This window comes from Endozoicomonas sp. 2B-B, from assembly GCF_053470045.1.
The window spans coordinates 192366-217671 of the sequence record NZ_JBLZMU010000001.1 but is presented as its reverse complement, the minus strand read 5'-3'; the positions used below and the strand labels follow the sequence as shown (position 1 = coordinate 217671).

The following is a 25306-nucleotide window of genomic DNA, read 5'->3' as shown; positions in this document are numbered from 1 at the left end:
CTACATTAGGAAGGCTGGAAGGCAGCTAGGGAGGTGATATATGGAAAACCTTTATAAAACTGATTATTACCAATGGGTCAAACAACAAAAAGAACTTTTGATAAACCGTCAGTTTGACCAGCTTGATCTGGAACATCTCATTGAGGAAGTTGACGATATGGGTAGGCATGAGCCCCGGTCACTCACCAGCCACCTGAAGCAACTACTTATGCATCTCCTCAAATGGCAGTTTCAACCAGAGCGTCGATCAAGAAGCTGGCAGGACTCCATTATTCTCCACAGGGAGGATGTTGAAGAACTGCTCGAGGAGAATCCAAGTCTGGGGCCGAAAGTACCTGAACTTTTCAGCAAGGCCTATAAAAGGGCGGTTGTACTGGCGGTTAAGCAAACCGGCCTCCCCACCAGGACTTTTCCAAAAGAATGCTCATGGACCTATGAGCAGGTGATGAAAGATGGCTGGTTGCCTGAGGAATAGCAGGGCTTGAAACTGTCGGCAGGTAACTATCAAGAATAAAGTGAAGAAAATACCTGTTAAAACAGCCAACAAAGGTTATATGCTTTGCTAGCTACTATTGCTATCGTAACCTTCAACGTCGTCTGTCATTTCTTTATCAGCAATGAATCTCTTTAATGGTGGAGCGGTAGGAAGGTGGGCAATCTGCTCTTCAAATTGAACCCGACTTCTGACTGACAACTTTGACAGTTCTTGTAGCGAAAGGGGGGTATTTGAGCCTTTGATATATTTGATAGCGATCCTTGCGCCAATACAAGTAACGCTCACAGCCAGAAAAACGGTTTTATGCTTTAGCCCCGAAAACGCATCTCCCAAATACTTCCCGTTGATTCTGAAGCCGACGGTCCCTGCATTCATATCTATTATGCAGCTTATCGTTTTCGGCGCTGCAAATGTACTGTTTGATTCGTCTTTGGGGTAATTGCCTATAGTTTGGCCATTATGAAGCAGTTTGTTGTTTTTTATATTCCAGCCCCATGAGGACTCTGTGCTACCTAGAAGGTTTGTGTATCCCTCTCCATGGTCAGGGGTACCCGCCAGTGCGACCCCAATTACCGAATGAGAGCCTCGCCATAATTTCAACCATTCAATGTCCAGAATATGAATGCCTTTTGAAAAGCCGGTATCCGACATGGCAATTTCTGTTCTATTCTCAGTAGAGTCAAGGAGCTCTAATTTTGTTGGCTCATCCTCGAAGATGCGAATATAGTCGCCGCTTTTGGCTATATCCCAAATGGTGTGAATGAAGAAATTGCTACCATTTTGACGTTCCATAGCTTTCAAAGACAGGGATGTATGACCACACTCCGGCAATGGGACCATTTTATCGACTTTCCTTCCTTTCCAAAAAGTATTGCGATGTCCAGCTGTGGTTGCCCGACTGGTCAGGGAGTTGGAACTTAGACACGATATTGGCAAACACGACAAATATTGTGAAATACGGCTTGATGGATCCATAATTACATTCCCTTTAATTAATATTTATTTAGATAGCTTTAAATTGAAAAAGTTCCTTTTTTGCCCCAATTTTCACCACTCCATCGATAACATTCCGATTTCAAAAAGTTAATAAGTCGTGCCAACCATTAATTCGAATGTGATATATATTTGAAAATCACATGATTGCATCTTATTGGTGGAGTTGGTGGTGCTTGGTACCCTTTAATAATGGAGCGGTGGGATTAGACTTTCATAGGTTTTTCAATAAAAAAATGAACACAACAGGACTGTTTCTGACAGGCTGGCTATTACTGATTAGCTCACTGCTCTTTGGGGAAGTGACCATTCACAAGTCCCATGGCCTGTCGCGTTTTCACGACCTTAAATACCCGGCCAGTTTCAAACACTTTGACTATGTGAATCCCCAAGCGCCCAAGGGAGGAAATGTTAGCCTGTTTGCCCATGGTACCTTTGACTCATTGAACCCTTACGCTCCCCAGGGCAATACACTTTCCGGCCTGCCTTCATTTGCCTACATGCGTTATGGCTTTACCGAGTTGAACGAGCCATTGATGGTGGGATCAGGACAGTATGCGCCTTCGGGAGATGAACCCAGATCGGCCTACGGATTGATCGCTGAAAGCGTTGAATACCCTGATGATAATCAATGGATTATCTTCAACCTTCGCTCCGAAGCTCGTTTCCATGATGGGCATGAGATCACTTCGGAAGATGTAATTTTTTCATTCAAAGCCCTCAGTGAAAAAGGAAGCCCCCAATACAAAATGCAACTGGACTCCATTGCTTCTGTGGAGGCACTAGGTCAGAGAAAAGTCCGCTTTAACTTTAAACAGCCGGGTTCCCGCCAACAGTTATTCCATGCAGCGGAGCTTCCCGTTCTGCCAGCCCACTTCTGGAAGAACAGGGCCATCGATAAATCAACCCTCACTCCACCTTTAAACAGCGGCCCCTACAGAGTCAGTCATGTGGAACCCGGCAAGCTGATTGTGTTTTCAAGGGTCGAGGATTACTGGGGCAGGGACTTACCCGTTAACAAGGGGAAATATAATTTCGACACGGTGACCATTCACTTCTACCGCGATTTTCAGGTAGCCATGGAAGCTTTCAAATCCGGTGGCCACGATCTGCATCTTGAAGTCGTCGCCAAGAACTGGCAATTCGCCTACGACTTCCCCGCTGTCATCGACGGACGTATAAAAAAACGAACCATTCCCCATCAGATGGCTTATGGCAGCAGCTTTTTCTTTTTCAATACCCGTCGTCCATTATTCAGGGATGTCCGGGTTCGCCAGGCCATTACCCTGATGTTTGATTATGAATGGACGAACCGGGTGATCTTTCATAATGCCTACCGTCGTTCTCACAGCTACTTTCCCAACAGTTCTCTGGGAGCTATTGATAAGCCAACCCCCGCAGAGCAGAAGCTACTAGCGTCATTAACTCCCTCATTACCGAACCCGATTGTCAGTCAGGCATTTCTCCTTCCCATAACGTCAGGAGATGGACAGCTAAGAACACAAAAGAGGAAAGCCCTTTCCTTATTGAAAGAGGCAGGCTGGACCTTGAAAAACAATCAGCTGATCAACAACATCACTCAACAACCTTTTGTTTTTGAGTTTATTGAAACCACTCACGCTACTGACCGCTATCTCTTGCCTTTCAAGAAAAACCTCGAGTCCATAGGAATCACCATGAAATACACGGTCATGGACTCCAGCCAGTATTACGCCAGAATGCGATCCCGGGATTTTGATATGATTGCACAATTACTGCCGCAGACACTCTCGCCGGGCCTGGAACTGTTCGATTATTTCCATTCAAGCCGGGCCCATGACAACAGCTCCAGAAATTTTGCCGGCATTGACCATCCGGTCGTAGATCAACTCCTTCAGAAACTGACTGAAGTGAATTCACAACAGGAACTCCAAACCCTGACACGCTCACTGGACCGGGTGCTGCTATGGAACTATTACGGCATCCCTAAGTGGCACTCCACTTACATGAGGGTGGCTCACTGGGACAAATTTGGCTGGCCTGAGCAACTGCCGGAATACACCACCAGCTTCAGCACCTGGTGGCAAAAGCCCTGAGCACCGGAATTTAACTTTGCTTGCCGATATCTGACTGATTACAAGCCTCCTGGCACGGTCATGGAAATCACACTCCGATGCCACACTCCTGCTAAGCCCGCAGTCATCTAATCATTTCTCCTGATAACGGCGCTCAAAACACAGATAGCTCCTCCTTAAGTTCATCGCCTATCCGTCAATAAGCACTTAAAAAATGGAACATTCGCACTTAAAACTACCTATATACCTAAAAGAAATTTAAAATTACTTTTTAATTTAATGAAACAGCTTGAGAATCCCCATGGCGCTTCTGGAAATCCTTCAATACCCTGACGAAAGACTTCGCACTATTGCTGAGCCCGTGGCCGAGGTAAACGACGATATTCGTAAAATCGTCGATGACATGCTGGAAACTATGTACCAATCCAAAGGCGTTGGTCTGGCAGCCACTCAGGTCGATATTCATCTGCGCATAGTGGTGATGGACTTTTCCGATGATGGCAACGAACCAATGGTTCTGATCAATCCAACATTCGAACCTCTAACTGAAGAGTTGACGGATCTGTCTGAAGGCTGTCTGTCCATCCCGGGATTTTTCGAGCTGCTGGATCGTCCGGCTGAGATTCGTCTGACCGCACTGGACAGAGACGGAAACGAGTACTCAAAAGACCTGGATGGTCTGGCTGCTGTCTGCGTACAGCATGAGCTGGATCACCTGAATGGCAAACTGTTTGTGGACTATCTGTCCCGACTGAAGCAAGAACGTATTCGCAAAAAGCTGGTGAAGAACAAGCGCCTTGCCACAGCTTAATGACTCTGATGATCTCCCGGATAATGCAGGAAAAGCCGCTCCGGGAGACTCAGATTTTACTCAGGCCCTTACTTTATCTATCATCGCCGCCATCCCAATCGTTCTGTCGAGCCTTTAGAAAACCTAATGAAAAGTCTTCGTATTGTCTTTGCCGGTACTCCGGATTTTGCCAGCGCCCACATTCAGGCGGTTCTGGACAGTCAGCATGAAGTCATTGCCGTATACACCCAGCCCGACAGACCGGCGGGACGAGGCAGAAAACTCAAGCCCAGCCCGGTGAAAGCGCTGGCGTTGCAACATGACATCCCGGTGTTTCAGCCACAATCTCTGAAAAAAGATGACGCCGCCCGGGAACAACTCGCTGCGCTCAAACCTGATCTGATGATTGTAGTGGCCTATGGTTTGATACTTCCGAAAAGTGTTCTGGAGATTCCAACCTTTGGTTGCATCAATGTGCATGGATCAATTCTGCCACGCTGGCGTGGAGCAGCTCCTATTCAACGGGCTATTGCTGCGGGTGATGAAGAGTCCGGTGTCACCATCATGCAGATGGATGAAGGTCTGGATACTGGCGATATGCTGGTTAAAGCCCGCTGTCCGATTCACACAACAGACACATCTTCCGATTTGCATGACCGTCTGATCGAAGTAGGGCAGCCGGCTCTGATTGAAGCCGTCAATGCTATTGCTCAAGGCACTATCCGTGCAGAAAAGCAGGATGATGGTAATGCTTGTTACGCCCATAAAATGAGCAAGGAGGAAGCCCGTATTCAATGGAACAGATCAGCAACTGATCTTGATTGTATGATACGGGCATTCAACCCCTGGCCAGTGGCGACAACAGAGCTGGAAGGTAATGCCATTCGGGTCTGGGAGGCAAAGCCTGTTACAGGAAACCATGATTTGGCACCCGGCACCCTGATCAAGGCTGACAAATCTGGCCTGGATATTGCCACTGAAGAAGGCATACTGCGTCTCACTAACGTGCAGTTATCTGGCAGCCGTGCCATGCCAGTGCAGGACCTGCTCAACAGCCGCAGGGATATGTTTGTACCCGGGAAAAAATTCAACTGATGGCCAAGCAATCTTCCGTTCGACTGGCAGCAGCCAAAGTAATCAGCCGCGTTGTTTCCGGTGAATCCCTGAGCCAGGTATTACCTGAATATCAGCAAGCCCTGCGCAAGAAAGACCAACCGCTTCTGGCAGAGCTCTCTTACGGCACACTGCGTTACTATTTTCGACTGGATAGCTGGCTCAGCACCCTGATGGACAAACCGCTGAAAGCAAAAGAGCAGACGATTCACAGTCTGATTCTGGTGGGGCTCTACCAGTTGTTCTACACCCGCATTCCGGCACACGCCGCTATTGGGGAGACCGTTCAGGTCACCCGCATGATGGGTAAAGCCTGGGCCCGAGGTCTTGTGAATGGTGTTCTGCGTTCTGCACAGCGTCAGGAAGAAGCGCTCAATGCACTGGCTGAATCCAACGACATTTGTCTTACAGCTCACCCCCAATGGCTGGTCGGCAAAATCCGCAATGCCTGGCCCGGGCACTGGCAGGATATCACCCGGGCCAATAATCAGTCTCCACCTATGACCTTGCGGGTCAATGAGCGGCATTTAAAGCGTGATCGATACCTGAAAAAATTACTGGATGACTGCATTCAGGCTTCGTCTTCTCGGGTGTCTCCCCAGGCAATAACCCTGACGCGGGCTCTCCCGGTGGATCAGCTGCCCGGCTTTTCGGACGGTGTGGTCAGTGTTCAGGATGAATCTGCTCAGCTTTCCGGAAACCTGTTGCCTGTTAAAAAAGGTGACAAGGTTCTCGATGCCTGCTGTGCTCCGGGAGGCAAAACCTGCCAGCTGCTGGAAATGTTCCCGGGCATTGAACTCGATGCTCTGGATATAGATGAGAAGCGACTGGCTCGTGTGCAGGAAAATCTTGATCGTATTGGCCTGAAGGCCCGACTCATGACCGGTGATGGTACTCAGCCCGAGCAGTGGTGGGATGGACAGAGTTACGATCATATTCTGCTGGACGCCCCCTGCTCGGCAACCGGTGTCATCCGCCGCCATCCGGATATTAAACTGCTTCGCAAACCCGAAGACATTGATGCATTGGCTGAGCTTCAAGGCAAGATTCTTAATACCATGTGGTCGTTGCTCAAGCCCGGTGGCACACTGCTCTACGCAACCTGTTCCATCATGCCTGCTGAAAACAGCAAACAGATTGCCGCCTTCCTCGAACATCAGGAAGACGCCGAACTGCAACCCTTTCCAGGAGAATGGGGACTGGATACCGGCTTTGGCCGACAGATTCTGCCCGGTTCAGGTGACGGTTTTTTCTACAGCCTGCTGAAAAAAGTGGACCATGATTCTGACGAAACCATTGAGCACTCTGAGCAGACAAACAGCCTTCAGCCAATAAAAAGCCATCAGGAAAGTCTATGAAAATCATCATTCTCGGTGCCGGACAAGTAGGCGGAACCCTGGCTGAAAACCTGGCCAGTGAAGAGAACGACATCACGGTAGTGGATGCCAACGGGGAGCTTCTCAGGGAGTTGCAGGATCGTATTGATATCCGGACTATTCAGGGTATGGCCTCCTTCCCCTCTGTACTCAAACAGGCCGGTGCTGATGATGCTGACATGCTGGTGGCGGTAACCAATAGCGATGAAGTGAACATGGTGGCCTGTCAGATTGCCTATACCCTGTTTCACACACCTTCCAAGATTGCCCGTATTCGTCAGGCGGCTTATCTGAACAGGGATAATCTGTTTGGCGATGATGCTATGCCCATCGACGTATTGATCAGCCCCGAGCAGGTGGTGACCAACTACATTCGACGCCTTCTTGAACGTCCCGGTGCCCTTCAGGTTCTCGACTTTGCCGATGGCCGTGCCCAGCTGGTGGCCATGAGAGCCTATTATGGCGGTCCATTGGTCGGGCAGGAGTTGCGCTACCTGCGTGAACATATGCCCAACGTTGACACCCGTGTGGCTGCAATTTTCCGCCGTGGCAAGGCCATCATGCCCAAGGGGACCACAGTGATCGAGGCCGACGATGAAGTATTCTTCATCGCCGACCGCTGTCATATCCGGGCTGTCATGAGTGAACTGCAGAGGCTGGATGATGATTACAAACGCATCATCATTGCCGGTGGCGGTAACATTGGTTTGCGCCTTGCTCAGTCGGCTGAAAATGATTTCAAGGTAAAAATCATTGAGCAGAATATGGAGCGCTGTCAGTTCCTGTCTGAGACGCTGATCAAAGCCATGGTTTTCAATGGCAATGCATCCGATAAAGAGCTGCTGATTTCTGAAAACATCGAAGAGACGGATGTCTTTTGTGCCCTGACCAACGATGATGAAGCCAACGTCATGGCCGCTATGCTGGCTAAACGACTGGGCGCCCGAAAAGTCATGGCCCTGATCAATAACCCTGCCTACGTTGATCTGGTCCAGGGCGGCGAGATAGATATTGCGATTTCTCCACAGCAGGCCACCATCGGCAGTCTTCTTAAACACGTACGAAGAGGGGACGTTGTCAATGTTCACTCACTTCGTCGTGGTGCAGCAGAAGCCATTGAAGCCATTGCCCATGGCGATGAAAATTCATCCAGAGTCGTCGGTAAAACGGTTCAACAGGTCGTGCTGCCCCCCGGAACAACCATCGGAGCCATAGTCAGAAACGATGAAGTGTTGATTGCACACGACACTACTCGTATAGAGTCCGGGGATCATATCATTCTGTTCCTGACCAACAAGAAACGTATTCACGAAGTAGAACAACTCTTTCAGGTTGGACTGGGGTTCTTTTAAACGATACATTTCGACATTAGAGTCAGCGGTTTATTTTTTACCAGACTTGAAAAATGACACCCATGACTAGGAGGTATTACCGCATCTGGGGGGTCCGATGGGGTGGTACCAGTCTTGTGTACTTATTGATAATTGAATCAGACGGCATGGCCGTTGTCTGTATAACTAGAAAAACAGGGTCTTATGCAGTTTTCTGTCGTTTTGCCCGTCCTGGGTATTCTCTTGATGCTATTCAGCTTCTCCAGTCTTCCACCTCTGGCAGTGGCGATGATCTATGGGGAATCTGAAATTTCACTGTTTTTATATACTTTTTTTCTGACTTTTCTTATCGGTTTCTTATTTTGGTTTCCCTTCAGAAAAATTAAATCGGACCTTCGCCCCCGTGACGGCTTTATTATCACTGTTCTTTTCTGGGTGGTCCTGGGAGGCATGGGTTCCCTGCCACTTTTATTAATGACAGACCCGGGACTCAGCGTCACTGATGCCCTATTCGAGTCCATGTCGGGCCTGACCACCACTGGCGCTACGATACTGACGGGCATCGATCACCTGCCCAAATCGATCCTCTTTTATCGCCAGCAACTGCAGTGGCTGGGAGGCATGGGGATCATTGTTCTGGCTGTCGCTATCATGCCTATGCTGGGCGTCGGAGGGATGCAGCTTTATCGGACAGAAACGCCGGGACCTATAAAGGACAACAAGCTGACGCCCCGAATTAAAGAAACCGCGAAAGCACTCTGGCTGCTCTACGTGACATTAACGGCAGTGTGTGCCCTGGGTTACTGGCTGGCAGGTATGAACCTTTTTGATGCTGTGAGCCATAGCTTTTCGACCATAGCCATTGGTGGATTCTCAACCCACGATGCCAGTATTGGCTATTTTGAATCACCACTGATTAATGCCACGGCTACTTTCTTTATGCTGGTAGCCGGTATTAACTTTGCCCTCCACTTTTTCGCCTGGCGCAATAAATCTACTTACCATTACTGGAAAGACCCTGAGTTTCGCACTTACCTGCTGATCCTTCTGGTGGTTTCATTGATTACAGTGGCAGGCCTCTACTTCTCTGCCACTTATGATCTGGCAGACTCCCTCGATTACGGTATTTTTGAGGTGGTTTCTGCTGCCACGACGACCGGTTATGCCACCAGCGGTTTCTCAGCCTGGCCAACATTCCTGCCACTTCTTCTCTTTATGACCAGTTTTATCGGGGGATGTGCAGGCTCGACGGCAGGAGGGATTAAGGTGATTCGTGTACTGCTGATCTTCAAACAGGGTGTAAGAGAACTTCGTCGTCTGGTTCATCCTAACGCCGTTTACTCCATCAAACTCGGTGGCAAGGCTGTTCACAGCCGAGTCGGTGAGGCGGTCTGGGGGTTCTTTGCCGCCTATGTATTCCTGTTTGCCGTTATGATACTGGCTGTGATGGCAACGGGTGTTGATTTGACTACCGCTTTTTCTACCGTCGCTTCCAGCATGAATAACCTGGGCCCTGCCCTGGGAGAAGCCGCCGAAAACTACAGCACGCTTCCTGATACCGCGAAATGGATTCTCTGTTTTGCCATGCTGCTGGGTCGTCTGGAAATCTTCACACTGCTGGTACTATTCACACCCACATTCTGGAAATACTGAGACGGGAAAAGTTATTCACAACAGCTAACAGCTTATCCACATTTTCTTCAGAACTCCATGATCCTGTCCCGTGGAGTTTTCCGGATATTATTGCCCTCTTATTCACAACGACCTCATTTCCAGAGGGATACAACGGTATCCGCTCCAGAGCCAAAACGTTATAATCCGCTGCTGTTTCCAGAAAATTAAAGCCTAATTTGAGCCTCCATGAGGTAGTACTGTGACTTCTCAAAGCACGCCTGATATCAAGACATTCCAGGGCCTTATTTTGGCCCTTCAGCAGTTCTGGGCTCGCCAGGGCTGTGTCATTATGCAGCCGCTGGACATGGAAGTGGGTGCAGGCACCTTCCATCCAGCGACGTTCCTTCGCGCTATCGGTCCGGAAAACTGGAATTCTGCCTATGTGCAGCCCAGCCGTCGTCCAACAGATGGTCGTTATGGTGAGAACCCAAACCGTCTTCAGCACTACTATCAGTTTCAGGTGGTAATGAAACCTTCTCCGGATAACATTCAGGAACTTTACCTGGACTCCCTGAGAGAGCTGGGCATTGATCCACTGGTGCATGACCTTCGCTTTGTAGAGGACAACTGGGAATCCCCCACACTGGGCGCCTGGGGTCTGGGCTGGGAGGTTTGGATGAATGGCATGGAAGTCACACAGTTCACCTACTTCCAGCAAGTGGGTGGTATTGAGTGCTATCCGGTGACTGGTGAGATCACCTACGGTCTTGAGCGTCTGGCCATGTACATTCAGGGTGTTGATAACGTCTACGATCTGGTTTGGACTGAAGGCCCACAGGGCACAGTATCTTATGGCGACGTCTTCCATCAGCAGGAAGTAGAGATGTCTACTTTCAACTTTGAACATGCTGACACTCAGGAACTGTTCCATCAGTTCGATTTTTATGAAGGTGAATCAAGACGTCTGGTCGAAGCTGGCCTGCCTCTGCCTGCCTATGAGTACGTCTTGAAAGCTTCCCATACATTCAACCTTCTGGACGCCCGCCACGCCATCTCGGTGACAGAGCGTCAACGCTTTATTCTGCGAGTCAGAACGCTCGCCAGAGCTGTAGCCAAAGCCTACTTTGACGCTCGCCATAACCTCGGCTTCCCGCTGGCCAGTGAGGATATCCGTTCAGAAGTTCTGGCCAGTCTGAAAGACAGCAAGACACAGGAGAAGAAGTAATGAGTCAGAAAGATTTCCTGGTCGAGCTGGGAACAGAAGAGCTGCCTCCAAAAGCGCTTAAAAGCCTTTCCAATGCTTTCACTCGCGGCATTGTTGATCGCCTGAAGAGTGCTCAGCTGTCTTTTGACAGTTATGAAGCCTTTGCCGCACCTCGTCGTCTGGCTTTGCTGATAAAAGGGCTGGAAACGGCTCAGCCTGATCAGCAGCTTGAGCGCCGCGGCCCTGCTATAAAAGCCGCCTTCAACGCAGAAGGCAAGGCCACTAAAGCAGCCGAGGGTTTTGCCCGTTCTAATGGAGTGTCTGTCGACCAGTTGGAGAGGCTGGAAACCGATAAAGGTGCCTGGCTTGTCTATCGTGGGGTTCAGCAAGGTTCCGACACCACTCAACTGCTGCCAGACATGGTCAGTCAGTCTCTCAATGAACTGCCTATTCCCAAGCGAATGCGCTGGGGTGCGCAGCGCACCGAATTTGTTCGCCCTGTCCACTGGTTAGTCATGCTGATGGGTGGAGAGGTAGTCAATTGCGAAATTCTGGGCCTGAAATCAGGTAACCAGACTCGAGGCCACCGATTCCATGGGAACCAGCCTCTGACCATTAACCAGCCTGCCGATTATCAGAACCTTCTGAAAGAGCAGGGTAAGGTGATGGCTCTCTTTGAAGAAAGACGCAGTCTCATTAAAACACAGGTAACGGAGCTGGCTGCCGGATTAGGTGGCGAAGCGGTTATCGATGAAGACCTTCTGGATGAAGTGACCGCTTTGAATGAGTGGCCTGTTGCTCTGTCCGGTCGTTTTGATGAAGAATTTCTGGAAGTCCCTGCTGAAGCCCTGATTTCTTCCATGAAGGAGCATCAGAAGTATTTCCACGTCCTGTCAAAAGAGCCATCTCGGGAAGGAACATTGCTTCCCCGTTTTATAACCATTGCAAATATCGAGAGCCTGAAGCCTGAACACGTAGTATCCGGTAACGAACGGGTAATAAGACCTCGCCTCGCAGATGCCAAATTTTTCTTTGATACAGACAAAAAAAACACGCTTGAAGCACGCAGGGAGACCCTGAAACCCATCGTTTTCCAGGCACAGCTGGGATCGCTGTTCGATAAGAGCGACCGCATTGCAAAACTGGCGGGTTTTATCGCTAAACAGGAAGGTGGGCAGGAACAGCTGGCTGTCCGAGCCGGAGAACTCTGCAAATCAGATCTGACTTCAGAAATGGTTTTGGAATTCCCGGAGCTGCAGGGCATCATGGGGCAATACTACGGTGCAAACGATGGTGAACCACAAGAGGTATGCCTCGCTCTGAACGAACAGTACATGCCACGCTTTGCAGGTGATGAGCTACCCTCTAGCCTGACAGGTTGTGCCGTAGCGATTGCTGACAAAATCGATACCATCACCGGCATCTTTGGCATCAATCAGCCACCTTCAGGCAATAAAGATCCGTTTGCTCTGAGAAGGGCCACCCTGGGTGTCCTGCGAATTATTGTTGAGAAGAAGCTGGATCTGGACCTGCGTGATCTCATTAATCAGTCTGTCAAAGGTTATCAATCACAAGGGGTTGAGCTGCCAGCAGCCAGCGGAAAAGCTTTAGCAAATAATGAAGAGCTGGCAGAAACTGTTCTGGATTTCATGCTGGAGCGTTTCCGCTCCTGGTATCAGGACGAACAGATTCCTGTTGAAGTCTTCCTTTCTGTTAAGGCCCTGAAACCATCACGCCCCTTCGACTTTGATCAACGTGTCAAGGCAGTGCATCGCTTTAGTCAGATGGTCGAAGCCGAAACCCTTTCTGCAGCCAACAAGCGTGTTTCCAACATTCTGGCAAAAGCCGGAGATCTGGTCATTCCTGACTCCGTTGACCCTGCACTGATGACAGAAGCCGCAGAAAAGGCTCTGGCCACAGCGCTCGCCGACAGTAAAGAAAAAGCTGCACCGATTCTGGAACAGAGACAATACACAGTCGCTATGGAAAGTCTGGCGCCACTGAAGGACTCTGTAGACCGCTTCTTTGATGAAGTATTGGTCAATGCTGAAGATCAGCAGGTTCGTTTGAACCGCTATGCTCTTTTGAAACAATTACGCAGCCTTTTCTTACACGTTGCGGATATTTCATTACTGTAGGTTGCACTCGGGACTGCCTTTGTTGCAGAAATTCTGACTAAAGCTTGATAAAGTGGAGTGCGGCATTTATGCCGCACTTTTTCTATCTTTTGGAAAAGTTTTTCAGGTATGAAGCCTGCTGACTGAAATTATGAGTAAACTGATCATTCTTGACCGCGACGGAGTCATCAATAAAGACTCCGATCACTACATTCGTTCGGTGGCTGAGTGGATTCCTCTACCAGGCAGTATTGAAGCCATCGCCAGACTGAGCAGGGCAGGGTATTCCATTGCCATTGCAACCAACCAGTCAGGCCTTGCCAGAGGTTACTTTACTCAAGAAACCCTTGAGGCCATGCATCAGAAAATGCTGGATCTGTTAGCCTTGGAAGGAGGCAAGATAGATTGTATTCGATACTGCCCCCATGGCCCTGACGATCAATGTCGCTGCAGAAAGCCTTTGCCTGGCATGATTGAACAGATCGAAGAAGCCCTGAACATACCCGCATCATCTGCCTGGGTGGTCGGGGATTCTCTCAGAGACCTTCAGGCAGGGCAGGCAATGGGGTGCAATGTAGCTCTGGTGAAAACCGGCAAGGGTGTCAGAACGATGAATAAAGGGGAAGGCCTCCATAATGTACCAGTATTTGAAGACCTGGCTGCATTTACCCGCTTTATTCTCGAACCGTCACAGGTCAGTATTCAAGGATAAACAAGATAGGTTTTAAATGACATTCGTCGTTCAATATATAAGAACAGCGTTATTTTATTTTCTGCTGGCCACCTTCACCGTTTTCTGGTCCATTTTACTGTTTTTTGCTATTCCTTTTGTTCCTGTTAATGGACGCCACAAATTATTGGTGAAGTACTGGGCGATGATGGCTATGGGACTGGCCAGATTTATCTGTGGGATAAAGTATGAAGTGCACGGGAAGGAAAATATTCCTGATACACCCTGTGTCATGATCAGTAATCACCAGAGCACCTGGGAAACCTTTTTCCTGCAGATGCTTTTCAGTCCTCAGGCTCCGGTTCTTAAAAAAGAGTTATTTAAGATTCCATTCTTTGGCTGGGCAATCAGACTCATTAAACCGATCGCTATTAATCGCGATGACCCCAGGGCCGCATTAAATGATGTAGTAGAGCAGGGTACTGATGCCTTACACAACGGTCGTTGGGTTCTTATTTTTCCGGAAGGAACCCGTAACCCTAATGGTCAGTTAGGCAAATTTTCAAGAGGTGGTGTCAATCTGGCAAGAAAGGCCGGGGTTAATGTACTACCCATTGCCCATAATGCTGCTGCTTGCTGGCCTATGAACAGCTTTCTGAAAAAGCCCGGTACCATTCAGCTTCATATAGGAACGGTCATAGAAACCACAGACAGGACGGCGCTGGAGATTAATAATGAGGCTCGGAACTGGATTGCCAATACACTCGACATCATGAACGGGAAATCGAAACAGGTTTAAGCAAAAACATCATTCATCACCGGGTATAGGGTAACAGGTGATGAATGATTTAGAGCCTTATCAAATGAGTATCAGGCAGCCATGTGTTTTTCAATCAATTGAATTATGATATGAATGACTTTGATGTGAATTTCCTGAATCCGGTCTGCATAACCAAAGTGGGGCACCCGGATTTCTATATCCGCCAGACCGTCCATTTTCCCACCATCCTTACCCGTCAGAAGAATCACTTTCATCCCTTTTTTTCGGGCTGCTTCAATCGCTTTTAAAATATTGCCAGAGTTACCACTGGTACTGAGCCCGAACAGTACATCACCTTCAAAGCCTACACCTTCAAGATAACGTGAGAATACATAGTCATAACCGTAATCGTTGGAGACACAGGACAAGTGACTGACATCAGAGATAGCAATGGCCGGGTAGGCAGGGCGGTTATCACGATAGCGACCAGTCAACTCTTCAGCAAAGTGCATGGCATCGCAATGGGAGCCTCCGTTACCACAGGAGATAACCTTTCCACCCTGCTTAAAGGATTCCGCCAACAGGCTCGCTGCGCGGTCTATGGCATCAATACAGGTTTCATCATTGAGAAAACGCTCCAGAACCTGCTGGGCTTCTTCGAGTTCTGCACGAATTACTGAATGGTTCATGGCTATCAACTGTCGAATCAGAGGCCTAAAGTATACTGCTGATACATTAACGGCGCAGCATAACTTTATTTGCCCGGAAGAGGATTAATAGATTGGGCTCAGAGCCACTTTTCATGGCCCCCTGAGCCTGTGAGGATGAGGTATTAAATGTCGAGATTAGCCACGTTCAACGCATTAGACTCAATAAAGTCTCTTCGAGGCTCAACCTGATCACCCATCAATGTATTGAAGATCTGGTCAGCTGCAATAGCATCTTCAATGGTCACCTTCAGCATTCTTCTTACTTCCGGATCCATGGTGGTTTCCCAAAGCTGTTCGGGATTCATCTCACCCAGACCCTTATAGCGCTGAATGTTGTGGCGTTTGGTCGATTCAGTCATCAGCCATTCCAGACCTTCCTCAAAGCTTTCTATCGCTTTTTTGCGCTCACCTTTCTGGATGAATGCGGTCTCTTCCAGCAAGCCTTGTAGCTTGGCTCCCAGGGCTTTGATAGAGCCGTAGTCTCCGGAACCAAAGAAGTCGACATTCCAGATATATTCAGTTGGCACACCGTGAGAAATGATAGTGACCTTGGGCAACCACACCTGATGCTCACGGTCTTCAAACAGCTCAAAGCTCATCTCACGACCAGCCAGCTTCAGCTCCTGAATGCGAGTATTCAGGGTATCCAGCAAGGACTGCATTTTTGTCTGGTCTTTCAAGTCTTCCTGGGAAACTGCATCCAGATAAATCATCTCTTTCATGATTTCAGAAGGGTAAATGCGAGACAGACGCTCAATGGTTGCAATGACTTTTCTGTATTCTTTTACCAGAGATTCCAGAGCTTCATCACCAATACCCGGTGCATTTTCATTGACATGCAGTGTGGCATTTTCCAGTGCAGACTGGGTTAAATAGTCATCCAGTGCAATATCGTCTTTCAGGTATTGCTCCTGTTTGCCTTTCTTCACTTTATAGAGAGGCGGCTGAGCAATATAGACATAGCCATTTTCAATCAATTCTGGCATCTGACGGAAGAAGAATGTCAATAGCAGGGTTCGAATGTGAGAGCCGTCAACATCAGCATCGGTCATGATGATGATGTTGTGGTAGCGCAGTTTCTCAATATTGAACTCTGTACGACCAATGCCACACCCCATTGCGGTAATCAGGGTACCAACCTCCTGGGAGGAAAGCATTTTGTCAAAGCGTGCTTTTTCAACGTTCAGGATCTTACCTTTCAGTGGCAGGATGGCTTGTGTTTTCCGGTTTCGACCTTGTTTGGCAGAGCCCCCCGCAGAGTCACCCTCCACTATGTAAAGTTCGGAGAGAGCAGGGTCTTTTTCCTGACAGTCAGCCAACTTTCCGGGCAGTCCAGCTATGTCCAGAGCGCCTTTCCTGCGGGTCATTTCACGGGCCTTACGGGCCGCTTCACGGGCTCTGGCTGCATCCAGCATCTTGTTTACAACCGCTCGGGCTTCTTGTGGGTTTTCCATCAGATAGTCCGCAAGATAACTGCTCATCTCCTGCTCAACAGCTGTTTTCACTTCAGAAGAAACCAGCTTGTCCTTGGTCTGGGATGAGAATTTGGGGTCTGGAACCTTGACCGAAATAATCGCTGTGAGACCTTCACGAGCATCATCACCGGAAGTGGAAACTTTCTGGTTTTTAGCAAAACCTTCGCGCTCAATGTAGCTGTTCAGGTTTCGGGTCAGGGCGGCTCTGAAGCCGGCAAGGTGGGTACCACCATCACGCTGAGGAATGTTATTGGTGAAGCAAAAAATGTTTTCCTGAAAGCCATCATTCCACTGCAATGCCACCTCTACACCAATGCCATCTTCCCTTGTTTTTGTGAAGTGAAAGACCTTGTTGATATTGGTCTTATTGGTATTCAGATATTCAACGAATGCACTCAGACCACCGTCATAACGGAACTGATCTTCTTTACCTGTACGCTCATCAATCAAGCGGATAAAAACACCAGAGTTCAGGAAAGAGAGCTCTCTCAGTCTTTTTGCCAGAATGTCATAGCTGAACTGAATATTGGAGAAAGTCTCCTCAGAAGGTACAAAATGAACCTCTGTACCGCTCTTTTCTGTCTCTCCTATCACCTTCATAGATTCCTGTGGAACACCGTGAGAATAGACCTGCTGATGAACCTGACCATTCCTGCGAATGGTTAACTTGAGCTCTTTGGAAAGGGCGTTTACCACTGAAACACCAACACCGTGCAGACCACCAGAGACCTTATAGGTGTTGTCATCAAACTTACCGCCGGCATGGAGTACCGTCATGATCACTTCTGCGGCGGAGACACCTTCTTCTTCGTGGATATCTACAGGGATTCCCCGACCGTTATCACGAACGGTAATGGATTCATCCGGATGGATAATGACGGCAATTTCATCACAGAAGCCTGCCAAGGCCTCATCGATCGAGTTGTCTACCACCTCAAAAACCATGTGGTGAAGGCCGGTACCATCATCGGTATCACCAATGTACATGCCCGGGCGCTTACGAACTGCATCCAGACCTTTCAGCACTTTAATATTGGACGCATCGTAATTTTGTTCACTCATACTCTTTCTCCAGCGATTCAGTCTGGCGAATCTCACGCCCAGATTCCAAGTTCACAGATCCCTGTTTCACGTGAAACACTTTCAGATTGATTTCAGGCTCCCAGCAATCCACCAGTGCGCCCGGCTCTACGCAGGTAATAAATACCTGACTCTGCATATTCTGTAATATCTTGCACATAGCTTTTCTGTGGGGAGCGTCTAGCTCTGAAGGTAAATCATCCACAAGAAAAACACACTGGCTACGGGTCATTTTTGAAAAGAGATAACCTTGTGCCAGCTTTAACGCACAAACGACTAATTTCAGCTGACCACGAGAAAGAATATCAACAGCATTACTTCCTTCCAGACGCACCCTTATATCTGCTCGTTGTGGCCCTGATTGTGTGTATCCGGTCTGAAAATCACGAACTGTATTTTCTTTTAACACCTCAGCTAGACGTCGTTCTCTGTCCCAACCCCGGTAATAACTTATCTTGATATCACCCAGCGAGGTCAGCTGGTTTAGAACATCCTGAAAAACGGGTGTCAGTTGATCAAAGTATTGCTGTCTGAGTTGATCCACAGCCTCAGCCGCTTTTACCAGTTCCTCATCCCAGACAGACAGCTGAGATGAGTAGGATGAACCCGTTATTTTACCATGCCGAAGCAAACTGTTCCGCTGTTTAAGCACTTTTTGAGTTCGCTTCCAAAGAGGTAAGAATTCATGGTGTTTCACGTGAAACACCCCCCAATCAAGAAACTGTCTTCTTTGCTTGGGTGAACCTTCCAAAAGTTTGAAAGTATCGGGATTAATAATTTGTAAAGGTAGAAGTCTGGCCAACTCGGACGTTGACTTAAGCGTTTCACCCGCGACCCGAATTTGAAAATTCTCTTCTTCCATATCTCGGGAAACGCCAACCGGTATCAGTCGGTCATTATTGGATTGAATTTGCGCAAATACCGTGCACTTACCCTTTTTATGACGAATGACCGGCTTAAGTCTGGCACTTCGAAAAGATCGAGCCAAACCCAAGAGATGGATAGACTCGAGAATACTGGTTTTTCCACTGCCATTAAGACCGTAGAGAATATTGATATCCGGGGAAGGGGAGAAGGTAGCGGATGCCAGATTCCTGACATCCTTAATCATCAGCTTGTGAATCGTCATCGGCTTGAACAAACCTCAGAGATGAGACTTTTCACAACGGCTTTCAATGATAAGAGGACCTTTTTTTCTGAAAAGACCCAGAACACTAAAAAGGCCTTCAATGATGGTAAAAACACCTTTATTAAAGTCTCATAGGCATAACAACATAACTGGAATCACTGGCGTCAGACTCTTCCAGCAGGGCACTGCTATTAGGATCAGAAAGGGTAATCTTCACGGATTCACCTGAGATAACAGACAACACATCCAGCAAGTAACTGACGTTGAAGCCCATCTCCAGAGTTTCACCGTGGTATGCCAGACTGATTTCTTCTTCCGCTTCTTCCTGCTCAGGGTTATTTGCTATCACCTTTAGCAAGCCATCAGAAAGTATCAGGCGAATACCACGATACTTTTCATTGGAAAGAATGGAAGCACGTTGGAAAGCCTGACGAAGCTCCTGACGATCTCCAATAATAATCTTGTCACCACCACGGGGAATAACACGGTCATAATCCGGGAACTTCCCATCCACCAGCTTGGAGGTGAACATAAAGTCTCCGGTTTTCGCTCTGATATGGTTGGCACCCAAAGTAATATGAACCATCTCGTCTCCTTCTGTCAGAAGACGGGCCATCTCCATAATCCCCTTACGCGGGACGATAACCTGGTGACGGTCTTGCTGATTAATATCAGCATCAACGGTACACATAGCCAGACGATGGCCATCAGTAGCAACAAAACGCAGCGTATTCTGGCTGACTTCTATCAGCATACCATTCAGATAGTAACGAACGTCCTGTTGCGCCATGGCAAAGCCAGAACGATCAATCAATCGGCGCAAACGGCTCTGACCAATGGTAAAGGTCATTGAACCCGGTTCTTCGTCAATACTTGGGAATTCATTGGCGGGCAAAGTCGACAAAGTAAAACGAGAACGGCCTGCTTTCAGTTTGACTCGTTGATCATCCTGGGAAAACTCAATCAAAGCGTTTTCCGGAAGAGACTTACAGATATCCATCAGCTTCCTGGCTGGAACGGTAATTTCTCCGCCCTCAGAGACCTCATCCAGTGTCACTCTACCGACCAGTTCTACTTCCAGGTCAGTACCTGTCAGAGAGAGTTGATCACCGTCCACCACCATCAGGACGTTGGACAATACAGGTAGAGTCTGTCTGCGCTCAACAACACCCGCCACCAGTTGAAGTGGCTTGAGCAATGCTTCCCGATTAATGGTAAATTTCATCGCTTTCCTTTCTCTTGGCTATCTGGAAGTAAGTCACAATGACCTTCTTCCTGAATTCATTAAATATCTGCTGGCTGAATCAAAATCAGCTAGTCAGAGATCTCAAAAGATTTTTGTAATCATCACGGATTTCACCGTCTTCATCCACCAGCTCTTTCACTTTACGGCAGGCATGAAGCACAGTGGTATGATCTCGTCCGCCGTAGGCGTCACCAATTTCAGGCAGACTGTGACTGGTCAGCTCCTTGGAAAGAGCCATTGCAATCTGTCTGGGCCGGGCCACAGAACGACTACGACGTTTAGATAGAATATCAGCTACCTTGATCTTGTAATACTCAGCCACCGTTCTTTGAATATTATCGATACTGACCTGCTTATCCTGCAAGGCAAGCAGATCCTTCAGGGACTCCCTGATGAGATCAATATCAATCTTGCGCCCCATAAAATGAGCACTGGCAATCACCCGTTTCAGAGCGCCTTCCAGCTCACGAACATTGGATCGAATTCGCTGGGCAATAAAGAAAGCCGCTTCATGGGGTAAATCAACTTTTTGCTGCTCTGCCTTCTTCATTAATATGGCTACTCGGGTTTCAAGCTCGGGAGGCTCCACTGCGACCGTCAGGCCCCAGCCAAATCGGGACTTTAATCGTTCCTCCACACCACTGATTTCCTTGGGGTAACGATCACAGGTCAGAATCATTTGCTGCCCCCCCTCAAGCAGGGCATTGAAGGTATGAAAAAATTCTTCCTGTGAGCGCTCTTTACCGGCAAAGAACTGGATGTCATCAATCAGCAGGGCATCAACGGAGCGATAGTAGCGTTTAAAGTCATTGATGGCATTTAATTGCAGCGCCTTGACCATGTCGGCAACAAATCGTTCGGAATGTAAATATACGACTCTGGCATTACGGTTTTGACGAACCAGAGAATTACCCACGGCATGCATAAGGTGAGTTTTACCCAGGCCTACACCGCCGTATAAAAACAGTGGATTGTATGCAGCTCCCGGGTTTTCAGACACCTGACGGGCTGCTGCAAGTGCCAGCTGATTCGATTTACCTTCAACAAAGGTATCAAAGGTGAAGTGGGCATTCAGGGAACTGTTATGTTTTATTGAACCCTCGACTTCTATTTGTCGTCCGGAAGAAGGTTCTTCTTTCCTGGCAGAATGACTGCTGGCAGTGTCCTCTTTTGCTTTCAGAGGATTGACTTTCTTGGGTATGGCATGGGGCTCAACACTTTCAGACGACACAGGTTTACTAGTAGAAAGGCCCGATGCTTCACTGAGGCTGGACACCAGCTCACGGGTCACCGCCTTCTTTTCTTCTACGACAGGCTTGGGTTGTTCAGGGCGTACAGGACTGCTGGCAGGCGAAGCACTCCTTCGGCTGAGAGACTGGGGGCGACGGTTCGAGACGGCCAGTGCCACTGCCGGAGCCTGTCCATCAGTCAGTTCATCAAGTATCTCTTCGATGCGCGGCAGAAACTTCTCTTTCACCCAGTCTGCGACAAAACGATTAGGAGCCAGCAGGCAAAGATCGTGTTCATCACCCATGACTTTCAATGGGCGAATCCAGGTATTGAACTGCTGTGAGGACAGTTCATCTTGAAGCAAGTCCACACACTTTTGCCAGAGCTCTAAGGGCACGGGCGCTCTCCTGAAAATGGGTGAAATGGAAGCCGGTCAGCCTGCCTGCTGGACGACTTCGCTAATGGCAGGAAACAGAATCTGTCCAGAAACACCTATTCCTCCACAGCAGAACAGTGCAGATACGCAAGAAGAACAGGCCAAAAAACAGCTTCAATTGTATCCTTTCAGGGAAAAGTTATCCACACCTTAAATTTGTTGAAAGCATGGCCAGAAAATAATCTTTTTACTTAATTATCAACACTCTATAAGCAAAAAGAGACGAAAAAAGAGGCAATCAGTGATGAAAAAATAATGTGGAAAAGGCTGTGTTCACAAAGGCTGATGAAGGATGAGTGAGCTGTGAATAAGTATGATGCATCGACGTACTGTGTATAAGGTACCAAATTATACACAGGCTGTGAGCAGGCAGAGAACAGTATAGTCGCTTATTTTCTACACATTCACACACACGAACAAACCCAGTGTACAAAAGGCTTTACAGGACTTATCCACATAAAAAGTGTTGCCTAATATTTATTAAAAAAACAAAACACCATCACTCAAGTACATATGAATTATATGTACTTAATTTTCCAGAATGACTCTCAAAAGATTTTTAATTCATAAATATCATTTGAAATTAGTGGTGTGTTATTTTTCCCTATATATAAAGGACGTAATTTCCCCTATAAAAATGCACTTTTACGATAACCCTACTTAATATCCGCAAAGAGCTGGCTGCCCTCTAGGGATTGAGCCCTGAGCCCAGGTGGCAAACTCTTGACAAATGCAAATTGACGCTTATCCCTCAATTACTTAGAATGCCCGTCTTTTTGTAAATTGATAAAACGAGTAACGTCATGAAAAGAACATTTCAGCCCAGTAATCTTAAGCGCAAGCGCACTCACGGTTTCCGTGCTCGCATGGCTACCAAGAACGGTCGTGCGGTAATCAACCGTCGCCGTGCCAAAGGTCGCAAGCGTCTGGCTGCCTGATTTGGACTGACAGGTGAGCTTCGCTTTTGGTCGCGATCTGCGACTTTGCTCAGCAGCTGATTTTAAGCAGGTTTTCGACCGTACGGATATCAAGGTCAGTAGTCGCCATTTACTGATACTGGCTTGCCAGAATGAGCTTGACCACCCCCGCCTGGGGTTGGTGATCGCCAAAAAAAATATCCGTAAAGCTACCGGCCGCAATCGAGTCAAACGACACATTCGGGAAACCTTTCGCCTCCATAAGGGGGAACTGGGAAATCTGGATATTGTTGTTCTGGCCAGAAGAGGTCTGGGTGAGCTGGAAAGCTGCGATATCAATAAACTGCTCACCCACCAATGGTTTAAACTGGCCAGACGTCGGAACGAGCAGAAGGTTTCCTGAATGGAGACCATTGCCTGAAACAGGCACTCTATGGGGCTGCGTGACAGTGGGGGTAGAAACTACCTCCAGTCACTCTTCAGAAAGCCAGTCATACTGTCTCCACTCAAATCAGCCGATGCGTTTCCTGTCTATTCGGCACAGACAGAGTAAAGTCGACATGACCAGACCTGTGATTAATTTTCTCGTGTTGTTGCCCAGACGCTCTGCCATGGGATTGATCAAGGTGTACCGTTTCTGCCTGAGCCCTATCATGGGCAGGCATTGTCGCTTTTACCCCAGCTGTTCCAGCTATTCACAGGAAGCTCTCCAACATCATGGTTTTCTGAAAGGCAGTTTTCTGACCTTGAAACGACTGCTGCGTTGCCATCCCTGGCATCCAGGAGGTTATGATCCGGTGCCTGCTCCCTTGGACAAGCAACACCGGTCATCAGACGATCATATTCATCACCAAGACTCTTTGGCTCGGACATCATGGATCTGCAAAGAACACTCTTGATAGGTGCTATAGCCGTTGTTGGTGTGTTTACACTTCAGCAATGGAATGAAGATTACAATCAGACCCGGCCGGCCAGCGATGCTGTTGTGGCTAATGTCTCCACTTCTCAAAGTGGTTCTGATTTACCCACTATCTCACCATCATCTTCCTCTCCGGAAATTCTGGATGACGAGGTTCAGACTTCTGCTCAACTGATCAACGTTAAAACAGACACACTGAACCTTCAGATTGACCCCGCCGGTGGTGACATTGTCGGACTCAGCCTGCCCAAATACCCAGCCTGGCTGCCTGAAGAAGGCGAGAAAGCTACGCCTTTCCAGCTACTGGTTAACAGGCCCAACTGCACACCGGGTGAAGTGACCTGTGTCTACACTGCCCAAAGCGGCCTGATTGCTACTGATGGTCCCACCAACGATCAGAATCAGAGACCCCTCTACAGCACTGCACAGACCAGTTACACCTTGCCAGCCGGTCAGGACCAGCTGACGGTTAAACTGACTCGCAGCACTGGCGAAGTTCAGGTAACCAAAAGTTATACTTTTAAGCCCGGCTCCTATGAAGTCGTATTGGCTTACGAGATCGCCAACAACAGCGACAAGGAATGGCGTGACACCTTCTATGCTCAGCTGAAGCGGGATGGTTCAGAAGACCCAAGCTCAGTAAACTCCAGTGCCCCCATGAATACCTACCTCGGGGCGGCTGTTCGTTCTATTGATGAGCCGTACAGAAAGCTGCCTTTCGATGATTTCCGAAAAGAGCCTTTCAAGGAAAGAGTCGAGGGTGGTTATGCAGCCATTCTTCAGCACTACTTTGTCAGTGCCTGGGTACCCGCCCAGGACAAGCCTCACAATTATTACACTCAGGAATCCCGTAACAATGAATACTATAGGGTGGGTTTCTACAACGACCCTCTGGTAGTCAATCCTGGTGAGAAAGTGGTCACCGGTGCAACGCTTTATGCTGGTCCTAAAGATCAGCCTGCCCTGAAGAATCTGGCGGATGGTCTGCAGCTGACCATGGACTTCGGCATGCTGTGGTTCCTGGCTCAGCCACTGTTCATGTTGCTGCAGTTTATCCATTCTCTGGTAGGCAACTGGGGTTGGGCAATTATCCTGCTGACAGTTTGTGTGAAAGCGGTATTCTATCCACTGAATCAGGCCAGCTTCCGTTCTATGGCTAAAATGCGCAAGCTGGGGCCAAAAATGCAGGAGCTGAAAGAAAGATACGGCGACGATCGCCAGAAGATGTCTCAGGCCATGATGGAGATGTACAAGAAAGAGAAGGTCAATCCAATGGGTGGCTGTCTCCCGATTCTTGTCCAGATGCCAGTATTCATAGCCCTCTACTGGGTGTTGCAGGAGGCTGTAGAGCTGCGTCAGGCACCCTGGCTTGGCTGGATTCAGGATCTGTCCCAGATGGACCCTTACTTCATCCTGCCGTTGATCATGGGTGCTTCCATGTTCGCGCAGCAGATGCTGAACCCGACACCTCCTGACCCTGTTCAGGCTAAAGTGATGAAGTTGATGCCGCTGATTTTTACCATATTCTTCCTGTGGTTCCCGGCAGGTCTGGTACTGTACTGGGTAACCAACAACATTCTGTCGATTATTCAGCAATACATCATTACCAAAAAGATCGAGAAAGAAGGCTCCTGAGTCTGAAAATC

At 48.3% G+C, this 25306-nt stretch carries 21 protein-coding genes; 15 read left to right on the top strand and 6 right to left on the bottom strand.

Features of this window, described 5'->3' with window-relative positions; all coding sequences use genetic code 11:
• Positions 1-40 precede the first annotated feature (40 nt).
• The gene (locus ACOMHB_RS00780; RefSeq protein WP_448215102.1) at positions 41-475 is read left to right on the top strand and encodes a DUF29 domain-containing protein; all 435 of its coding nucleotides are present in this window, start codon (positions 41-43) and stop codon (positions 473-475) included.
• A gap of 87 nt (positions 476-562) precedes the next feature.
• Here ACOMHB_RS00780 and ACOMHB_RS00775 read toward each other — a convergent pair whose 3' ends face one another.
• Complete coding sequence (locus ACOMHB_RS00775) at positions 563-1471, bottom strand: SPRY domain-containing protein (RefSeq protein ID WP_448215101.1); 909 nt, start codon at positions 1469-1471, stop codon at positions 563-565.
• 254 nt (positions 1472-1725) lie between these two features.
• Here ACOMHB_RS00775 and ACOMHB_RS00770 point away from each other — a divergent pair, with 254 nt between their 5' ends.
• From ACOMHB_RS00770 to ACOMHB_RS00725, 10 genes are all read left to right on the top strand, one after another.
• Positions 1726-3564 carry an extracellular solute-binding protein gene (locus ACOMHB_RS00770; protein ID WP_448215100.1) on the top strand — a complete coding sequence of 613 codons (1839 nt, stop codon included), beginning with the start codon at positions 1726-1728 and terminating at the stop codon, positions 3562-3564.
• Positions 3565-3844: 280 nt separating this feature from the next.
• Entirely contained in the window at positions 3845-4354 is a 510-nt protein-coding gene (gene def, locus ACOMHB_RS00765) for a peptide deformylase (RefSeq protein ID WP_422136086.1), read from the top strand.
• Positions 4355-4480: 126 nt separating this feature from the next.
• Positions 4481-5428, top strand: coding sequence for a methionyl-tRNA formyltransferase (gene fmt / locus ACOMHB_RS00760; protein WP_448215099.1), 948 nt, complete (start codon positions 4481-4483; stop codon positions 5426-5428).
• Positions 5428-6804 (top strand): 16S rRNA (cytosine(967)-C(5))-methyltransferase RsmB, encoded by a 1377-nt coding sequence (gene rsmB, locus ACOMHB_RS00755; RefSeq protein ID WP_448215098.1) that lies wholly within the window; start codon positions 5428-5430, stop codon positions 6802-6804. The genes fmt and rsmB overlap by 1 nt, the downstream gene beginning before the upstream one ends.
• The gene (trkA, locus tag ACOMHB_RS00750; RefSeq protein ID WP_448215097.1) at positions 6801-8174 is read left to right on the top strand and encodes a Trk system potassium transporter TrkA; all 1374 of its coding nucleotides are present in this window, start codon (positions 6801-6803) and stop codon (positions 8172-8174) included. Before rsmB ends, trkA begins: the two co-directional genes overlap by 4 nt.
• 183 nt (positions 8175-8357) lie before the next feature.
• The gene (locus tag ACOMHB_RS00745; protein WP_422136082.1) at positions 8358-9806 is read left to right on the top strand and encodes a TrkH family potassium uptake protein; all 1449 of its coding nucleotides are present in this window, start codon (positions 8358-8360) and stop codon (positions 9804-9806) included.
• A gap of 220 nt (positions 9807-10026) precedes the next feature.
• On the top strand, positions 10027-10992 hold the full coding sequence (gene glyQ, locus ACOMHB_RS00740) for a glycine--tRNA ligase subunit alpha (RefSeq protein WP_422136081.1): 966 nt from the start codon (positions 10027-10029) through the stop codon (positions 10990-10992).
• Positions 10992-13109 (top strand): glycine--tRNA ligase subunit beta, encoded by a 2118-nt coding sequence (gene glyS, locus ACOMHB_RS00735; protein WP_448215096.1) that lies wholly within the window; start codon positions 10992-10994, stop codon positions 13107-13109. The genes glyQ and glyS overlap by 1 nt, the downstream gene beginning before the upstream one ends.
• Before the next feature lie 130 nt (positions 13110-13239).
• The gene (gene gmhB, locus ACOMHB_RS00730) at positions 13240-13800 is read left to right on the top strand and encodes a D-glycero-beta-D-manno-heptose 1,7-bisphosphate 7-phosphatase (protein WP_422136079.1); all 561 of its coding nucleotides are present in this window, start codon (positions 13240-13242) and stop codon (positions 13798-13800) included.
• Between the two features lie 16 nt (positions 13801-13816).
• Positions 13817-14557 carry a lysophospholipid acyltransferase family protein gene (locus tag ACOMHB_RS00725; protein WP_448215095.1) on the top strand — a complete coding sequence of 247 codons (741 nt, stop codon included), beginning with the start codon at positions 13817-13819 and terminating at the stop codon, positions 14555-14557.
• Between the two features lie 71 nt (positions 14558-14628).
• Here ACOMHB_RS00725 and lpcA read toward each other — a convergent pair whose 3' ends face one another.
• From lpcA to dnaA, 5 genes are all read right to left on the bottom strand, one after another.
• Positions 14629-15207, bottom strand: coding sequence for a D-sedoheptulose 7-phosphate isomerase (gene lpcA / locus ACOMHB_RS00720; RefSeq protein ID WP_422136077.1), 579 nt, complete (start codon positions 15205-15207; stop codon positions 14629-14631).
• A gap of 143 nt (positions 15208-15350) precedes the next feature.
• Positions 15351-17765, bottom strand: a complete 2415-nt coding sequence (gene gyrB / locus ACOMHB_RS00715) for a DNA topoisomerase (ATP-hydrolyzing) subunit B (RefSeq protein WP_448215094.1) — start codon at positions 17763-17765, stop codon at positions 15351-15353.
• Positions 17758-18912, bottom strand: coding sequence for a DNA replication/repair protein RecF (gene recF / locus ACOMHB_RS00710; protein WP_422473146.1), 1155 nt, complete (start codon positions 18910-18912; stop codon positions 17758-17760). The genes gyrB and recF overlap by 8 nt, the downstream gene beginning before the upstream one ends.
• A gap of 121 nt (positions 18913-19033) precedes the next feature.
• Positions 19034-20137 carry a DNA polymerase III subunit beta gene (gene dnaN, locus ACOMHB_RS00705; protein WP_422136074.1) on the bottom strand — a complete coding sequence of 368 codons (1104 nt, stop codon included), beginning with the start codon at positions 20135-20137 and terminating at the stop codon, positions 19034-19036.
• 85 nt (positions 20138-20222) lie between these two features.
• Positions 20223-21785 (bottom strand): chromosomal replication initiator protein DnaA, encoded by a 1563-nt coding sequence (gene dnaA, locus ACOMHB_RS00700; RefSeq protein ID WP_448215093.1) that lies wholly within the window; start codon positions 21783-21785, stop codon positions 20223-20225.
• Between the two features lie 842 nt (positions 21786-22627).
• On the opposite strand from dnaA, the gene rpmH reads away from it, so the two are divergent.
• From rpmH to yidC, 4 genes are all read left to right on the top strand, one after another.
• The gene (rpmH, locus tag ACOMHB_RS00695) at positions 22628-22762 is read left to right on the top strand and encodes a 50S ribosomal protein L34 (RefSeq protein ID WP_252177766.1); all 135 of its coding nucleotides are present in this window, start codon (positions 22628-22630) and stop codon (positions 22760-22762) included.
• A gap of 13 nt (positions 22763-22775) precedes the next feature.
• A complete protein-coding gene (gene rnpA / locus ACOMHB_RS00690) occupies positions 22776-23144 on the top strand; it encodes a ribonuclease P protein component (protein ID WP_448215092.1) in 369 nt (122 codons plus the stop codon).
• A gap of 115 nt (positions 23145-23259) precedes the next feature.
• The gene (yidD, locus tag ACOMHB_RS00685; protein WP_448218586.1) at positions 23260-23640 is read left to right on the top strand and encodes a membrane protein insertion efficiency factor YidD; all 381 of its coding nucleotides are present in this window, start codon (positions 23260-23262) and stop codon (positions 23638-23640) included.
• A complete protein-coding gene (gene yidC, locus ACOMHB_RS00680) occupies positions 23616-25295 on the top strand; it encodes a membrane protein insertase YidC (protein WP_448215091.1) in 1680 nt (559 codons plus the stop codon). The genes yidD and yidC overlap by 25 nt, the downstream gene beginning before the upstream one ends.
• Positions 25296-25306: the final 11 nt, after the last annotated feature.

Coding starts and splice junctions, on each gene's coding strand:
- lpcA (WP_422136077.1), bottom strand. CDS start 15,207: ATGAACCATTCAGTAATTCGTGCAGAACTCGAAGAAGCCCAGCAGGTT.
- ACOMHB_RS00770 (WP_448215100.1), top strand. CDS start 1,726: ATGAACACAACAGGACTGTTTCTGACAGGCTGGCTATTACTGATTAGC.
- recF (WP_422473146.1), bottom strand. CDS start 18,912: ATGACGATTCACAAGCTGATGATTAAGGATGTCAGGAATCTGGCATCC.
- fmt (WP_448215099.1), top strand. CDS start 4,481: ATGAAAAGTCTTCGTATTGTCTTTGCCGGTACTCCGGATTTTGCCAGC.
- ACOMHB_RS00745 (WP_422136082.1), top strand. CDS start 8,358: ATGCAGTTTTCTGTCGTTTTGCCCGTCCTGGGTATTCTCTTGATGCTA.
- yidC (WP_448215091.1), top strand. CDS start 23,616: ATGGATCTGCAAAGAACACTCTTGATAGGTGCTATAGCCGTTGTTGGT.
- yidD (WP_448218586.1), top strand. CDS start 23,260: ATGCGTTTCCTGTCTATTCGGCACAGACAGAGTAAAGTCGACATGACC.
- ACOMHB_RS00780 (WP_448215102.1), top strand. CDS start 41: ATGGAAAACCTTTATAAAACTGATTATTACCAATGGGTCAAACAACAA.
- ACOMHB_RS00725 (WP_448215095.1), top strand. CDS start 13,817: ATGACATTCGTCGTTCAATATATAAGAACAGCGTTATTTTATTTTCTG.
- def (WP_422136086.1), top strand. CDS start 3,845: ATGGCGCTTCTGGAAATCCTTCAATACCCTGACGAAAGACTTCGCACT.
- glyS (WP_448215096.1), top strand. CDS start 10,992: ATGAGTCAGAAAGATTTCCTGGTCGAGCTGGGAACAGAAGAGCTGCCT.
- trkA (WP_448215097.1), top strand. CDS start 6,801: ATGAAAATCATCATTCTCGGTGCCGGACAAGTAGGCGGAACCCTGGCT.
- ACOMHB_RS00775 (WP_448215101.1), bottom strand. CDS start 1,471: ATGGATCCATCAAGCCGTATTTCACAATATTTGTCGTGTTTGCCAATA.
- rpmH (WP_252177766.1), top strand. CDS start 22,628: ATGAAAAGAACATTTCAGCCCAGTAATCTTAAGCGCAAGCGCACTCAC.
- dnaN (WP_422136074.1), bottom strand. CDS start 20,137: ATGAAATTTACCATTAATCGGGAAGCATTGCTCAAGCCACTTCAACTG.
- gmhB (WP_422136079.1), top strand. CDS start 13,240: ATGAGTAAACTGATCATTCTTGACCGCGACGGAGTCATCAATAAAGAC.
- gyrB (WP_448215094.1), bottom strand. CDS start 17,765: ATGAGTGAACAAAATTACGATGCGTCCAATATTAAAGTGCTGAAAGGT.
- rsmB (WP_448215098.1), top strand. CDS start 5,428: ATGGCCAAGCAATCTTCCGTTCGACTGGCAGCAGCCAAAGTAATCAGC.